The following is a 14,538-nucleotide window of genomic DNA, read 5'->3' as shown; positions in this document are numbered from 1 at the left end:
CCAGGCAATGGCTCCAAATAAGAAATTCAATTGCTAAAGTAGGAATGGAGAAATCTTATTTGAAGGGTTAGTTGGTGGCATCTTTAATATCTTTTTACGATAGAAAAATACCACGCTAAAATTCTCTCTTTTCCACTACCTTTTTCCTCCCATTCACCAGTTGGCTTAGTTAAAATGAACTTTGATCTTTCAAAGCTAAGTAGTATGAAAGTTGAGTCCTTGGTGCAGCAAGGGTTAGATACCATTCTTAACCGCCAAACCAAAGCCGAAGCTTCATCTGTAGACAAAGTTAGTTTGATCAAAAAATCCTTGGATCAAAAAGGGGAATTATACCGACTGCCTCCCAGCCATGAATTTACCATTGCCGCTTTCCAAGTACGCTATCAAACTTCCGTTGGTTCTATTCTTATTACCCTAGATAACCTGCGGGAATTCAATAAAATGTTAGACCAAGAAATTTTACAAGAAGCGAGCAAAGGTTATCTCCGCAAAGCAGACCGATATATTCGTCAAAAACGCAATGTTGATATCACCAAATACACCCACCGCATTAAAGCTTATCGGGTTAACCAAGCCAAAGCAAAAATTCTTACCTGGATTATTGACTGGGACTTTCATAAGCAATCATCGGACGAAAGTTCCTATGGGAGCGGCACTGCTAGGGCGTTAATGCAAGAATTGGCAGTTGCCTTCCTTGATCATCCCATCGCCAAGAATAGTAGGGGAGATTATTTAGACGCCATCATGACCCTCAACTGGGTCACGGAAATTTTACACGCAGCCAAACCCTTCTATAGCCACAGTCAAATTACCCACAAAATTATCTACCATCACAACTCGGATAGCTAGCGGGCAATGGGCTCAACAGTTATTGCTAAAAATCTGATCTAAATTGCTTTAATTATTTGATTGTCTGACTAATTTATGACCGACCACACTGGAAAAATTGTAGTTTCAACCACCCATCAACAAAATTATCCCAATATTAAGAGCTATAGCAAAAAGTGAGTTATTTGGGACAGTTTCAATTTCAAAATGCTTATTCCGAGAAGGTTTCAGTGACTGTTGGTTCTAACCGTCTTGATCTTCGCTATAGTTTCTAAAGTAAAAATTAAGAGGTATAGTCATTTCAATTAACGATGAGAGAATTTAATGTAAAATTATGGAGTGTACAAAATGAACAGGTTTAAACAATGGCTTACAGTTTAGATTTAAGGCAAAGGGTAGTAGCTTATATAGAAGCTGGAGGAAAAATAACTGAGGCTTCCAAGATATATAAAATAGGAAAAGCCTCGATATACAGATGGTTAAATAGAGTAGATTTAAGCCCAACAAAAGTAGAGCGTCGCCATAGGAAATTAGACTGGGAAGCTCTAAAAAAAGACGTAGAAGAAAATCCCGATGCAAGATTGATAGACAGAGCCAAGAAATTTGGAGTGAGGCCGAGTGCCGTATATTACGCATTAAAGAAAATGAAAATAAACAGAAAAAAAAAAGAACTACGTTATCGAGAAAGAAACCGGGAGGAACGAGTTAAGTACTATAGAATGTTAAGAGAACTAATTAAGCTCTATGGTAGTCAAGCTATAGTTTACATAGATGAATCTGGATTCGAAGCAATCCAGGCTTGTATTTATGCCTGGTCAAAAAAAGGAAAAAAAGTTTATGGAGATAGACAAGGAAAAAGGGGAGTCAGAGAAAATCTAGTAGCAGGGAGAAGAAAAGGAAAAAAAGATTTGATTGCGCCGATGGTTTTTACCGGGAGTTTGAATGCAGAAGGCTTTGAAGGATGGTTAAAATTATATTTGCTACCCTCCCTCGACATTCCATCAATATTAATAATGGATAATGCTCCTATTCATCGTAAAACTGCCATTAAAGAATTGGCTAAAGAAGCAGGTCATGAAGTTCTTTTTTTGCCGAAATATTCTCCTGATTTAAATGATATTGAGCATGACTTTAGTGCCTTGAAACGAGCTAGAATGTACGCTCCTATTGACACGTCTCTTGATGAAATTATCCGTTCTTACTGTGGCGTTTAGCGTCTCAGCTTTATTTGAAACTACTATAATACGAGAAAGCATTATACGGATGAGGACACCATAAATCATTGCTTCACTTATTTCGGTATAAAGTTCGCAATCCTTGTTTAATCGCCGATAGCGATTTAACCAACCAAAAGTACGCTCTATCACCCAACGCTTGGCTAAAAGTTCAAATTCTTTGGATGAACGCTTAACGACCCCAATTCGCACTGAATCTCCACACAATTGCCTCATTGCCCAAGCAAAATTTTCCTCTCAATACCCTTGGTCTACATAGACCACCTCCAGTGAGGAGAAATGCTTGTGAAACTCTCAAAAATAGATTTCTTCTATCCTCTTTTCTTTATATTTTTTTTAGAAATCACTTCTGAGCTGTTGTCACCTGGGGCAAATCCTGGGGATCAAAATAATTCCTTTTGCCGTAGGGCGCTAGGGCTTTGAGCACTTCCCGGCCGTAACTGCGGGAATTGACCCGGTCATCCAAGATAGCTAACCAACCGCCGGACTCTCGTAGGGGTAACACTGCCTGCTGTAAATCTTTCAATGCCACTGGTAGTAAATAGTCCCGGAACCAGTCTTGATGGTGGCGTTTGTGGTGTTGTACTCGTTTGGCCACCAGGGGATTTTCCAGGGAAGGAATGGGCAAAGTGCCCAGAATTAGCAGGGCCGGCGGGGGAAACTTTTCTCTTTGAGCACACCAATATTGCCAGCCCGCCACCAAAATACCAGGAGCAAAGTTGGGGGTCGGTTCCACTTTCACTCCAGAGCCTAATTTGGCCGCTAGTTGACTGCCTAATTGGGCTTTGAGCGGTAAATCGTCAAGCAAAATCACCACAAAGGTGTCCGGTTGCACCGCCATGATTTCTGTCAAAATGCGTTCGATTTCCGTTAGCAAAGTGGTTTGGAAGGCTGGGGTATTGGGTAAGGGTAGGCGATCGGGGAGGTAAATGGTTAACGCATCCTGGAGACGGTGGGGAGAAAACTTTAAGCAGAGTAAATTTCCCAAACCCAAAGTTTTGCAATAGGTGGGGGCGGTTTTCTCAGCGTCTAAAAAACTGCCGATGAGGACAAAGGCGGCTTGATCGCTGTCTTGGCCTCCATCAATAAAATCTCCCTGACCTTGATCGGAGCTTTGCCAAATCGGCTGTAGCCAGGGCTGTACATTGACCGGACTGACGTGGAGACTGATTCTGCCCTGCTGTCGGTCCACTTCGGCCCAGAGGAGATGGTTATCGGTTTGTTCTTGCCAAAACTGCCAAAACTGCTGAATTTTCTGAATATTTTCTTGCTTAATGGCATTTTCACCCTGACTAATCGTCAACTGTTCCGTTACCGCCTGATTTAACTCCTTTAATTCTTCTCCATCCAAGGGATAAAAACCATGGGGGTTGATGGGGCGGGCAAAGAGGGACTGACTGAGGCGGCTCCAATGGGTTAGAACTTGGTCTTGGCCCTGGGGAGTTTGGGCAAAAAGGGGTTGGAGGGTGTTCCAATCTAGGTGATGGGAAAGAAAATCCCTGGTCCAATCTTCTAAATGTTCTACCTGCTCGATCGCCGTTAAGGCGGGGGCAATATGGGGCAATGGCCCTAAATTCTCTTGTAGCCATTGGTCAGGCGTAACAATTTCCGGCCAGGTGATGACCAAATCGGGATCATTACTTTGTAGGGCCATTTGCAAAGCGGGCAAAATAGCCGTTTCCAAATCTTGCTTACGTTTGGGGGTGGTGACCAGGCGAATGGGCTGATCACTAAGTAAACAGGGCAATAGATAACTGGGGCCGTAGGTGGGGGGCAAACAACCAGTTTGAATCAAGGCCGATCGCCGTAGTCGCAGGGCCCGGGATACCAAACGACCCATGGTTAACGAATGGGGCCAGGGGGGAATGGTTTGTTGGCGCTGTTGGGCTTTGAGCAGGTGGTGAACTTGGGTTTCGAGTAGTCCCATGGGGGTGTTTTTTCGGCCACTACCGGGATCTATGCCATGATGGGGAGTTAACGAAATTAATGTCATTAAGGTAAAAAAACATGGCTGAAATTCAATTTTCCAAGGGAGTTGCAGAAACCGTTGTCCCAGAAGTGCGCCTCAGCAAGTCGAAGAATGGGCAGTCCGGCATGGCAAAATTCTATTTCTTGGAACCGACAATTCTAGCGAAAGAAAGCACCGATGATATTACCGGCATGTATTTAATCGACGACGAAGGGGAAATTATCACCAGGGAAGTAAAGGGCAAATTTATCAATGGCCGTCCTACGGCGATCGAGGCCACGGTGATCCTCAATTCCCAACCGGAATGGGACCGTTTTATGCGCTTTATGGAGCGCTACGGCGCAGAAAATGGCTTAGGTTTTTCCAAATCTGAATAATTTTTCAATTTTTCATCCTCCTCGGTGACGATGCGGCAGTCCCTTTCCCGATCTTCCCAGCCCAGTCAGACCTGGCCCTACTGGTATCTGGTGCCCATTTATCCCTACAGTCAAAGGCAAACTTTGGTGCGGGAAGTGGTACCGGACACTATCTGGGTGTTGGAGCAGGTACAGGGAATTTTTTATGTGGTAGTACCCATCCGCATGACGGTGGTGCGCCTGAACACGGGGGGATTGCTAATTTACTCTCCCATTGCCCCCACGGCAGAATGTTTGCAATTGTTGGGGCAACTAACGGCCAAATATGGCCCAGTGAAGTATATTATCCTACCCACCATTTCCGGGTTGGAACATAAGGCTAATGTACCGTCTCTAGCTCGCCATTGTCCAGAAGCAACGGTCTATGTAGCCCCAGGCCAATGGAGTTTTCCCCTTAATTTACCTCTCAGTTGGTTGGGATTTCCAGGCGATCGAACGAAAATTTTGCCCGCTGATAGTAGCGAAACTCCCTTTGCCGGGGAATTTGATTACGCTTACCTCGGGCCGTTGGATTTACGCCTGGGCAAGTTTGGCGAAGTGGCTTTTTTCCATTGGTCTAGTCATACTTTACTGGTGACGGATACCCTGTTGGTTTTGTCGGAAAATCCCCCCCCGGTCTTGGAACTAGACCCCACTCCCCTAATGTTCCATGCCAGGGATAAGGCTGGCGATCGCCCGGAAGATAATCTCGCCAATCGAGCCAAGGGGTGGCAACGCATTTGTTTATTTGCTCTCTATTTCCAAGCTAGTACCCTAGAAGTACCTAATTGGAACCAGGTGTGGCAAGAAGCAAAACAAGTTGGCGATCGCCGTCGGGAAAATTATTTTGGTTTGTACCCATTTCGGTGGCGCAGGGATTGGCAGAACACTTTTCAAACCCTGTGGGGCGGCGGCAAAGTACGGGTGGCTCCCATTTTGCAAGAGCTAATTCTCAACCGGGAACCGGAAGCCGTATGGCAATGGGTAGAAAAAATTACTAGCTGGCCGGTGGAAACCCTCATTCCCTGTCACTTTTCTGCCCCAGTGGCTACCAATGGAGAGCAAATCCGCCAAGCCTTTAGCTTTTTACAAAAGTCTTTCTCTGACAATGAAGAGTCATTACCCCAAGAAGATCGGCAAATTCTGCAACGCATTGACCAATTCCTGGTACGTTGGCGCATCACCCCACCACCGACTAGTAAACGTGAATAAACTATAAAAAATTAGCGAGGATTTACAATGAACTACAGAAACTACATTACGATTGAACCCAATAAACGAGGAGGTAAACCTTGTGTGCGCGGTTTACGTATCACTGTTTATGAAGTACTCGAATATTTAGCGTCTGAGATGACTGAGGCGGAAATTCTCGAAGATTTTCCAGATTTAACTAAAGAAGATTTGAAGGCTTGTATTGCTTATGCAGCCGACCGTGAACGTCGATTGATGATTTCTCCCCTGTCTGCATGAAATTATTGTTTGACGAAAATCTCTCTCCTAAATTGCCCATTCAATTGGGCGATCTTTTTCCTAATTCCCTTCATGTGCGAAATGTTGGAATGGAGGCAACAATTGATCCTATCGTTTGGGATTATGCAAAAAATAATGACTTAATGATTGTCTCTAAAGATGCAGACATGCACGATCTTAGTCTGGTGTTTGGTAGCCCTCCCAAAGTTATTTGGCTTCGATTAGGAAACTGCTCTACTTCACAGGTTGAAAATTTACTGCGTCGAGAATTTAGGATGATCCAATTATTTTATGAAGATAAAAATTCGTCTTTGCTTGCTCTTTCATGGCCAGATTAGTACATAGTTCTCAACCAACAATTCCACGAATAATAAATCATTCTCTATAATGAGATATAAGGTGGATCTAGAAAGTCCATTTTACCCTCATTATTTGTATGTTATCCGCCCAAGGAGAATCTGCATGGATCCAATAAAAGACAGCCATAAGATTTTTAAAGGTCTTGCAGAAAAATATGGAAACAAGAATATATCTAATAGAGTTCAAGTCGCAGATTTTTTTAAAGATCTTCTTGAAGCAACAGGAGGTTTAATAATTGTTGATTTTTTAGACATGGAAAACTGGGATGTTATTGAAAGTTTTTCCTTTGATGAAAAATCAGAGATTCTTACCCTTGTATGGCATGATTTCAGAAAGCTAGTCGAAACAGAGAGGCGGCGTGAGCTTAGGCAGTCCTTGTTTCCCGCATCTTTATATTCATGTGCATTACAAATAAATACAATTCTTCCAGTGCCAGCAAAAGAATCAGCCTTGTTTATAATAAATGGGTATGCAAAAACATCAAAAGAAATAAAAAATTTGTATAGATTTGGTACAGATGAGATTGAGATATATGACAATGGTTTCTTTAAGAAGAGAGTTATTCGAAAAGTTAGTGGTCACTACGAGGTAATAGACTTCCATTGTACTCCACTCTATTCGCTAGTAATGATGCCAAAAGCTTCTGGAATATCATCCGCTCATTCCAAGAGATTTTTGTACTGGAAGAATGTTCATGTAGCCTTGATACGTATTAGAAAAATCCTAGATTCTTTCGATGAAATTGATGAATTCTCCCATGATGAAGTATCAGAAAAGGTCAATTCTGTGAGAAGAGCTATGGAGTACCTTCTTAAGGTTGAGTGTTGTTCAAAAGGTCTTAAAATATCTAAGGAATATTCTCAAGTCTTCCTTGGTGATCTAATTGCAATAGTTAAGTATACGCGCGAAAGTCACATTAGAGATTTACTTGCAAAAGTAGCAAAATTTTCTAATGAATTTTCTCATGATACCGGCAAAAAAACGATTTCAACAAAGGAAAATTTGCCGTTATATTGGCTTGTGTATATGCAACTTTAGTTGAAATTGAGCATCGTCTTATTTATATCGAATAATTAGATGTTATCTAACTCTTATTTAGCCCGATCGCCAATTTCGTCGGCAGGTTTGCCATGGCGATCCCATAGGTAATTCCTCGTTAGACTTTCCGCAGTGAATCTCCAGACCATTAATTAGAGTGCGAGTTGCCCAGGCCATAGCCTTGACTGAAGTCTCATCATGGACTTAGAAATAGAGACTAAAAAACAATATTTTTTCCCATCATTTCCCGATTAAACTGAGCTGGAGTGCCAGAAAAAACAATCCTTCCAGCTTCTAGCAAAACGATCGTATCAGCCTGCTCTATGACCGATGGACGATGGGAAACTACCAAGCAAGTGGGGGTGTAAACAGCAGAATGACGTTGGTGCCCAGTGCTAAATAGGCGCCGCCATAGTTTTTGTTCAGTTTCCAGATCCAGAGCGCTGGAAAGGTCGTCAAACACCAGTAATTCCGGTTGACGAACGAGCATCCTGGCCGCCGCTACCCGTTGTTTCTGGCCACCGGAAAGTCGAACTCCCCTTGTTCCTACTTGGGTATCAAGACCCTTGGGCATCAGAGCCAAATCCTGCTCAAAAACAGCGGTGGCGATCGCCTGGTTTAATTGCTCCGGTGAAACATCATCTGCTAGTCCCAGCAACAAATTTTCTCGTAGAGAAGTGCTGAATAATTGGGGAATTTGGGGAGTGTAGGCGGCCCGAGGCGGAACGAAGAAAGTCGCTGGTTCGGCAATTTCCAAGCCATTCCAAATAATTTTGCCTGATTGTTTGGGCAGTAGCCCTAGTAGCGTGCGAATTAGGGTTGTTTTACCTACCCCCACCCGTCCCGTAATTACCGTCAAACTGCCCCGTTGTAAGCTAAAGCTGATATCAGCAATGCCATTGTCACTGCCTGGATAATGGTAAACTAATCCTTCTACTCTTAGTTCTTGTAAAGGATCGGTTTGGGCTGGGGTTGAGAGGGGAGGTAAGGCCGGTTGGGAGCCCAAAATAGGTTTGAGATAGAGATGATGGGGATAGGTGAGGGGAAAGGAGGTGGGATTAACTGTGCTAGGAGAAGGGCATTCACCACCGTTGACTAAAACTGCCATGCGCTCAAAGGAGACTTCACTTTGTTTCACAGAAGCAAGAAAAACCCCAAAAAAAGCTAAAAAATCACTCACAAAAGAGAGGTAGTAAACAAAGAGGGTAAAATCTCCCACAGTGAAGTTACCTTGGGGACCAAGACTTTGGGCCGCTAAAAGTAAAATTAGTCCGGTACCAATGCTGACAGTATTTTCAAAGCCGGAATTGAGGATGGCATTAAAAACCTGGTCTCGCACCATTAAACGACGGCGGAGATCGCCTCTTTTTCTTAGTTCCTCTAACATTTCAGTTTCGGCCCCGGCCACCTTGATGGCCTGCACAGCGGTAAACATCTCCCCAATGAATCCGGTTACCTGTTGAGTTCCATGGCGACTGGCTCGGCGATAACGTTTCAGGCGATGCTCAGCGTGGTGGGCCAGGGCAGTGATTAGACATAGGGGCACAAAAACCAGTAAGGTCATTTCCCTGTTGACGCTCAACAGTAGGGCCACGGAAACCACCGCAAACACCCCAGCGGCAAAGATTTCATTAGTGCCCACCACTGTGTCTTCAATCTGTAGAGCATCATCGCGAAAATAGCTCAGCATTTCCCCAGGGGAAACCTTCTGGCCGTCCACTGCTCCGCTGGCTAGTTCTGCCCCAGGGCGATGCAATAATCCCTGGAACAGGTTGTGGCGCACCAATCCACTCATCAAAAAGCGGTGTTGGGTTTTTGTGATCCGCCCAGTAAAAATTGCCGCCATTCTGCCTAGTCCCACCGCTAAAAATAGGCCAATCCAGACCCAGGGAGATTCCTTAATTTGGGTTTGGCTGGTTAAGGTGTCAAAAAACTGACGAATTAGCAGTCCCGGTACTATGGGTATTCCCAGAATAAATAGCCACAATATGGTATCCAACCAATAAAGTTTCTGGGCATAGCGGATCATCTGCCAAAGCAGTTGATAGATAGGTGGCATAGAAGCAAAAAAATTAAGACATAGGGGTTAAAAAGTGTGGGTAAAAAGACTTGGGAATACAGCTAGGGGGCAGGGGGAATGCGGGCAACCCGGCAAGAACGCAATCCTTCGGGGAGTTTGTAGGCTGGAACCATGCCGTCTTCGCTGTCGAGGTAAAGTTCAGCGGCGCTGATTAGATCTTTACCGCCATTGATTGGATCTAAATCCCCGAAAAGGTAGGTGGGTTTATGGGTGCCCACATAGGCGATCGCACAGGGTCTGTCACAAATACATAAACAGGAAGTGGTCTCAATTTTTAGTTCATCTTTGCGTACCCATCTTTGATGTAATTCTTGAAGCTTATTTAGCAAACAAATACCGTCTGTTGGGGAATTAGAATTGTCATTTTCTGCCTTAGCACCACAAGCCTTACAAACCACTAAAATATGCTTTGCCATGGGGTTAATTTTCTCCAAGAAGGTATTTATATAGGTCGTCGAGGATGGCATTAGCGGCGATCGGTCCACTGCCAATCCAATAGCTTGGTACTTCGTACACTTTGCCTGCCTTTACGGCCCTCAGTTGACCCCAGAGGGGATCTTGCTGTAGTTGTTGCAGTCGTTTTTTCGCTTCCTCATTGCCCTGGGGAGTGTTTTCCCCTGTCCAAAGAAAAATCACATCTCCGTCGGCTTGCTCCAATACTTCACGGCTAATTCTGGTTTGGATAGGATTGCCAAATTTTTGTTGGGCTTCCACCGCACTAATATTCTGGGAAGGGGGACGAGCTAAACCCGCATCCTGCAGCACTGTACCGGCAAATGAGTCCTTCAGGTATAAGTTAATGCCATCGGGATAGAGGCGAATGACGGAAACTTGCAGATTATCAAGGCGATCGCCCATTTGAGTGCGAAAATCCGTCGAGCGAGCTTGATAGGCGGCCAAGGCTGACTGGGTGGCGGCCTGCCGGTGGAGAGCATTGCCCACGGAAGCAAAAACCTCTTTCCACTGTCCACTATGTTCAAAAGGAAACAGCACTGTCGGCCCAATCTGGCTAAGTTGGGGGTAAATACTTTGGTGGGAATCTAGCCCCACAATCAAGTCGGGATTTGTTCCCAAAATTGCTTCTAAATTGGGTTGTTCCCCCTTGCCAATATTTTGAATATTTTCAGCATTGGTCATTAGGGCTGGCAGTTGGGCCTGAAAATTGCTGGGCACTGTGGCGATCGGCTCCAGGCCAAGGGCGATCGCATATTCAAAGGCGGCTCCATCTAAGGTAACGAGACGATCAATGGTTTTTGGGACACAGGCTTGATCCTCAGGCTGGTTAACGATGACGCAATCTTCAGAATTTTTTACTGCTTCCCGTTGAGAGGGATTTTGACAGGCCACCACTAACATCAGGAGCAGTTGGGCAAAAACAAAGAAAAGCCATTGGTTTTTTAACAATCGTAATGTCAATCTACTAACCCTCGTTTTACCGACAACTTGAGTAACTGAGCAAAGCGCAAGCGGGGAATGCCATACTTCCTCCCCTATCCCCGATCCAAAATCAAAACCTGATCTGTTTTGTTTTATACTCCATTGCCAGGAACCTCCAACAGATACTGCTCCACGTCATCCAATACCCAGTCCGCTGCCAGAGGACTATTACCAGCCCCCCAATAGTGCCCCACCGAATACACTCGGTTTTTCTGCACCGCCCCAAGGGACTGCCAGAGGGGGTCGGTGTCCAAGCGTTCTAACTGGGCCTCGGCGGCGGCAGCAATTTGTGGAGTATGACCAAAAGTGAACAGAAAAATTACATCTCCATCAGCTTCGGTCATCGATTCTCTGCTAATGGACTTTGCAAAGGGCGGTTGGTCTGGAGTTCCTTGATCCTGAGACGGGGGACGAGCAAAGCCTAAATCAGCCAAAATGGCCCCGCCGAAGCAATTCTTCAGATATAAACTCATCTGTCCCGACTCGGCCCTAATCCGTACCAAGGAAATCTGTAGAGGGGAGTCACTAACTTGGGCCCTCAACTTATTTACACGCATTTGATACTGCTCCAGCACCTTTTCCGCTTGGGTTTCTAAGCCCAGTACCTGACCATCGAAACGGAATGGACGTTGCCAGTCAGCGGGGGTTTGCATCTCAAAGGCAACAGTGGGGGCGATCGCCGATAATTTGTTATAAATGCCTTTCATTTCCCAGACGGCCCCGATAATCAAGTCAGGCTGTAGAACCGCTAGGGTTTCTAAATTGATCTGACTACTCTGTCCTAAACGGGGCACATTGGGAATTAAACGGGTTATTTCGGGTAAAAGATTGCTGGCCACCCCAGCGGGCATCATCCCCAAGGCTAGTAAATTACCCACCGTGGCACCATCTAGGGCCACCACTCGACGCGGCTCCAGGGGCACACAAGTTTTTCCCAAGGAATGCTCGACAATCCTGCAATCTACGGACAATAACTCTGTAGATTGATCCAGATTTTGTGAGGTGCTACCAACACAGGCAGAAAAAAATACAATCGTCAGGATTGTTAGTGTAAATAGTCTAAATCTACGACCCGATCTGTGCATTCTAAAATGTTGTTTTGATTTTGACAAAATTACGGAAAAGTTTAAAATTCCACCGAAATTGTTCCCCTTACCGTTAGGGGCGCCGCAGGATCAACGCGAGTCCGGCGTTGGGTCGCTTCGATGTAATCTATATTGAAAAGATTGTTAACGTTAATGGCGGCCCTCCAGTTATTGCGGCGGTAAAATACGCTTATATCAGTACGTAGATAGCTCGGTATTTGAAAAGAATTATTTAAATCACCTTGGCGTTCCCCCACATAAAACAATCCCAGGCCAAATCCCAAACCCTGTAAATCACCGGCTTGAATTTCGTAAGTTGACCACAAACTGGCCGAGTTAAAGGGAACCCCCTCAAGCAAATTACCAGGCTCCAGATTGTCATCCTTGGTGACCCTGGCATCGGTATAAGCATAGGAAGCAATAATATTCCAGCCCGGTAGGATTTCCCCCGCGATATCGAATTCAACCCCCTTACTTCTTTGCTCTCCGGATGGAATGGAGAAGTTGGGATTTTCAGGGTCTGTTACAGCCAGATTACTTACTGTGATTTCATATGCTGCTAAATTTGCGATCAACCTACCATCGAGGAATTCACCTCTGACCCCCACTTCGTACTGGGTACCAAAAACTGGTTCGAGCAACGAGCCATCAAATCTAGTCCCAAAATTAGGCTGAAATGATCTACTAAAGCTGGCATACAAAGACACTGGTTCAATGGGTTGATAAACAATGCCCAAACGGGGACTAAAAGCTTGATCGTAACGTTCGTCAGATTCCCCGTTGGAAGAGGAGCTCTGGTCAATGGTGTCAAAACGCCCTCCCATGAGTAATTTTAAGTTGTCGGTCAGTGTCACTTGATCTTGCAGAAATATCCCCAGCGTATTGGTTTGCCCCTCAGAAGAGAATACATCTGGAAAGTCATTTATACTAGGTCGAGCTACAGTCCCATAAACGGGGTTAAAAATATTAATAGTGGGAGCCGCAACACCTCCTCGGAAGATAAAAGGGGCGCTTTGCCACGATAAATCAACGCCAAATAATAGGGTGTGTTGGATGGGACCTGTAGAAAACTTGCCGATCAAATCAGTTTGCAGTTCGTAATTTCTTATCTGCTGTTCATTGCGGGAAAATTGCCTGCTCAGATTACCTGTAGTTTCATCTAATCTAACCAATTCAGTTTGTTCGGCCGCTTGATCGAGGTAGGAGAACCGAAACCGATTGCGGAGTTTCCAATTATCGCTGAAACGATGTTCTAATCTATATCCGGCCGAAAAATTTGTCCTTGCATCAAAGTCGTCTAATTCCCCCAAAACTCGATCAAAGGGAATATCGGCAATTCCCGTACCAAAGGCCACAATCCCCCGGTCAAAGGGACGACGATCATAGAGATAGTCCCACTCGAATCTTAAATCTGTTTGATCACTAATTTGCCAGGTAACTACGGGTGAAATGAAAAAGCGTGCAACTTCCGTGTCAAAGTCCCGGAAATTTCCCCCCCCCTCATAAGCCGCATTTAATCGATAAAGAGCTGTTCGTTGTGAGTTTAACGGCCCTGACAAGTCAATGGTTGGACGCACCAGACCAAAATTACCTGCCTGCATAGCAACTTCATAAAAAGGTTCTGAAAGGGGCTGTTTGGTAATGTAATTAATAACGCCGCCAGGATCTAAATTGCCGTAGAGTACGGAAGCCGGCCCTTTGAGGACTTCTATCCGTTGTAGATTTGCCGTGTCCGGAATAGAAAAATTATCTCTGAACTTAAAGCCGTCCCGGAGAGTTCCGCCAAATTGTTGAAAACCGCGAATATTAAATATTTCGGATGTACCACCAACAGTATTTCCTCTCTGCACACCACTGACATTTTGCAGTGCTTCCGAAGCACGAATTATTTGCCTGTCCTCCAACACCTGTTGGGGTACCACTTGAATCGATTGGGGAATGTCCCGTAAGGGAGTATCGGTTAGAGTCGCCGTTGTGGCATCGTCCACCGCATAGCCTTCATCCTGTTCACCGGTCACCACTACCTGGATAGCATCATTGCCATCCTCTTCATCTGCCACCCCTTTCCCTGGACTTAACCCCAGTACCAGGGATTGGTCTGTGGCATTAACTTCAACCGTCGGCGGCACATTGACCCCGGTAATGGCAATGCGAACAATATTATCAGGTAATGCTGTAACGCTCACTAGGGCAATTTCTTCGGTGGGGTTTTCCTGTTGCAGTCCGTCACTATCCGGCAAGGCTAGGATGGCATTGGGAATATCTACAATTAGTGCATTGCCCACTACGGAAGTGGTTGGTGTTGATAAGCGGCCCGTGGTAGCCAGGGTCAGTTCCAGTCCAGCTTCGGTCAAATTGATCCGGGCTTCCTTGATTTCGATGATCGAAGCTTGGGCAATTTGGGTTATCCACTCATCAACAGTGGTTGCAACTGGGAGCAAATCACCGGCTTTGGTGCGTTCTAAGTTACCAGATTCTAAAATATTCGTCCTGTTCAATTGGTTCGGATTAGTTTCGGCCCACGCCCTGGGAGCACATAGTAGCGAAACTATACCCATCAACAAAACCGACCACTGTACTTGATTCATAATCACTCCTTGCACCAAAGCTTGAAATTCTTAGTTGAGACAGCCGGCCATGG

14 protein-coding genes are annotated in these 14,538 nt (G+C 45.1%); 7 read left to right on the top strand and 7 right to left on the bottom strand.

Features of this window, described 5'->3' with window-relative positions:
• Positions 1-204: 204 nt before the first annotated feature.
• On the top strand, positions 205-849 hold the full coding sequence (locus SYNPCCP_RS00215; protein ID WP_223211318.1) for a hypothetical protein: 645 nt from the start codon (positions 205-207) through the stop codon (positions 847-849).
• 344 nt (positions 850-1,193) lie between these two features.
• The gene (locus SYNPCCP_RS16620) at positions 1,194-2,042 is read left to right on the top strand and encodes an IS630-like element ISTcSa family transposase (RefSeq protein WP_010871248.1); all 849 of its coding nucleotides are present in this window, start codon (positions 1,194-1,196) and stop codon (positions 2,040-2,042) included.
• On the opposite strand, the gene SYNPCCP_RS17840 is transcribed toward SYNPCCP_RS16620, so the two are convergent.
• Positions 1,938-2,279: a transposase gene (locus SYNPCCP_RS17840; RefSeq protein ID WP_071822643.1), complete on the bottom strand. Its 342-nt coding sequence runs from the start codon at positions 2,277-2,279 to the stop codon at positions 1,938-1,940. The genes SYNPCCP_RS16620 and SYNPCCP_RS17840 overlap by 105 nt on opposite strands.
• A gap of 127 nt (positions 2,280-2,406) precedes the next feature.
• Positions 2,407-4,056 (bottom strand): ATP-dependent DNA helicase, encoded by a 1,650-nt coding sequence (locus SYNPCCP_RS00205; protein WP_010871247.1) that lies wholly within the window; start codon positions 4,054-4,056, stop codon positions 2,407-2,409.
• Between the two features lie 14 nt (positions 4,057-4,070).
• Between SYNPCCP_RS00205 and psb28 the strand changes: the two genes are divergently transcribed.
• The 5 genes from psb28 (at position 4,071) to SYNPCCP_RS00180 (ending at position 7,295) form a co-directional block, all read left to right on the top strand.
• Positions 4,071-4,409, top strand: a complete 339-nt coding sequence (gene psb28 / locus SYNPCCP_RS00200; protein ID WP_010871246.1) for a photosystem II reaction center protein Psb28 — start codon at positions 4,071-4,073, stop codon at positions 4,407-4,409.
• 24 nt (positions 4,410-4,433) lie between these two features.
• Positions 4,434-5,639 carry a DUF4336 domain-containing protein gene (locus SYNPCCP_RS00195; RefSeq protein ID WP_010871245.1) on the top strand — a complete coding sequence of 402 codons (1,206 nt, stop codon included), beginning with the start codon at positions 4,434-4,436 and terminating at the stop codon, positions 5,637-5,639.
• A 27-nt stretch (positions 5,640-5,666) separates the two neighbouring features.
• A complete protein-coding gene (locus SYNPCCP_RS00190; protein WP_010871244.1) occupies positions 5,667-5,897 on the top strand; it encodes a DUF433 domain-containing protein in 231 nt (76 codons plus the stop codon).
• Positions 5,894-6,235, top strand: coding sequence for a DUF5615 family PIN-like protein (locus SYNPCCP_RS00185; RefSeq protein ID WP_010871243.1), 342 nt, complete (start codon positions 5,894-5,896; stop codon positions 6,233-6,235). Before SYNPCCP_RS00190 ends, SYNPCCP_RS00185 begins: the two co-directional genes overlap by 4 nt.
• 124 nt (positions 6,236-6,359) lie before the next feature.
• Positions 6,360-7,295: a hypothetical protein gene (locus SYNPCCP_RS00180; RefSeq protein ID WP_020861343.1), complete on the top strand. Its 936-nt coding sequence runs from the start codon at positions 6,360-6,362 to the stop codon at positions 7,293-7,295.
• A 217-nt stretch (positions 7,296-7,512) separates the two neighbouring features.
• Here SYNPCCP_RS00180 and SYNPCCP_RS00175 read toward each other — a convergent pair whose 3' ends face one another.
• The 5 genes from SYNPCCP_RS00175 to SYNPCCP_RS00155 form a co-directional block, all read right to left on the bottom strand.
• Positions 7,513-9,354 (bottom strand): ABC transporter ATP-binding protein, encoded by a 1,842-nt coding sequence (locus SYNPCCP_RS00175; RefSeq protein ID WP_010871241.1) that lies wholly within the window; start codon positions 9,352-9,354, stop codon positions 7,513-7,515.
• Between the two features lie 62 nt (positions 9,355-9,416).
• Positions 9,417-9,791: a DUF1636 family protein gene (locus SYNPCCP_RS00170; protein WP_020861341.1), complete on the bottom strand. Its 375-nt coding sequence runs from the start codon at positions 9,789-9,791 to the stop codon at positions 9,417-9,419.
• 4 nt (positions 9,792-9,795) lie between these two features.
• Complete coding sequence (locus SYNPCCP_RS00165; protein ID WP_020861340.1) at positions 9,796-10,791, bottom strand: iron-siderophore ABC transporter substrate-binding protein; 996 nt, start codon at positions 10,789-10,791, stop codon at positions 9,796-9,798.
• Positions 10,792-10,904: 113 nt separating this feature from the next.
• A complete protein-coding gene (locus SYNPCCP_RS00160; protein WP_223211317.1) occupies positions 10,905-11,735 on the bottom strand; it encodes an iron-siderophore ABC transporter substrate-binding protein in 831 nt (276 codons plus the stop codon).
• 203 nt (positions 11,736-11,938) lie between these two features.
• Positions 11,939-14,485 carry a TonB-dependent receptor gene (locus SYNPCCP_RS00155; protein WP_199303644.1) on the bottom strand — a complete coding sequence of 849 codons (2,547 nt, stop codon included), beginning with the start codon at positions 14,483-14,485 and terminating at the stop codon, positions 11,939-11,941.
• Positions 14,486-14,538 lie beyond the last annotated feature (53 nt).

The sequence above is a fragment of the Synechocystis sp. PCC 6803 substr. PCC-P genome, from assembly GCF_000284455.1.
Lineage (GTDB): Bacteria > Cyanobacteriota > Cyanobacteriia > Cyanobacteriales > Microcystaceae > Synechocystis.
This window is presented reverse-complemented; position numbering and strand designations above follow the sequence as displayed.

Bases quoted from the DNA above. Each gene is read 5' to 3' on its own strand.
- SYNPCCP_RS00170 (WP_020861341.1), bottom strand. From the start codon at position 9,791: ATGGCAAAGCATATTTTAGTGGTTTGTAAGGCTTGTGGTGCTAAGGCA.
- SYNPCCP_RS17840 (WP_071822643.1), bottom strand. From the start codon at position 2,279: ATGAGGCAATTGTGTGGAGATTCAGTGCGAATTGGGGTCGTTAAGCGT.
- SYNPCCP_RS00190 (WP_010871244.1), top strand. From the start codon at position 5,667: ATGAACTACAGAAACTACATTACGATTGAACCCAATAAACGAGGAGGT.
- SYNPCCP_RS16620 (WP_010871248.1), top strand. From the start codon at position 1,194: ATGGCTTACAGTTTAGATTTAAGGCAAAGGGTAGTAGCTTATATAGAA.
- SYNPCCP_RS00205 (WP_010871247.1), bottom strand. From the start codon at position 4,056: ATGACATTAATTTCGTTAACTCCCCATCATGGCATAGATCCCGGTAGT.
- SYNPCCP_RS00180 (WP_020861343.1), top strand. From the start codon at position 6,360: ATGGATCCAATAAAAGACAGCCATAAGATTTTTAAAGGTCTTGCAGAA.
- SYNPCCP_RS00155 (WP_199303644.1), bottom strand. From the start codon at position 14,485: ATGAATCAAGTACAGTGGTCGGTTTTGTTGATGGGTATAGTTTCGCTA.
- psb28 (WP_010871246.1), top strand. From the start codon at position 4,071: ATGGCTGAAATTCAATTTTCCAAGGGAGTTGCAGAAACCGTTGTCCCA.
- SYNPCCP_RS00185 (WP_010871243.1), top strand. From the start codon at position 5,894: ATGAAATTATTGTTTGACGAAAATCTCTCTCCTAAATTGCCCATTCAA.
- SYNPCCP_RS00175 (WP_010871241.1), bottom strand. From the start codon at position 9,354: ATGCCACCTATCTATCAACTGCTTTGGCAGATGATCCGCTATGCCCAG.
- SYNPCCP_RS00215 (WP_223211318.1), top strand. From the start codon at position 205: ATGAAAGTTGAGTCCTTGGTGCAGCAAGGGTTAGATACCATTCTTAAC.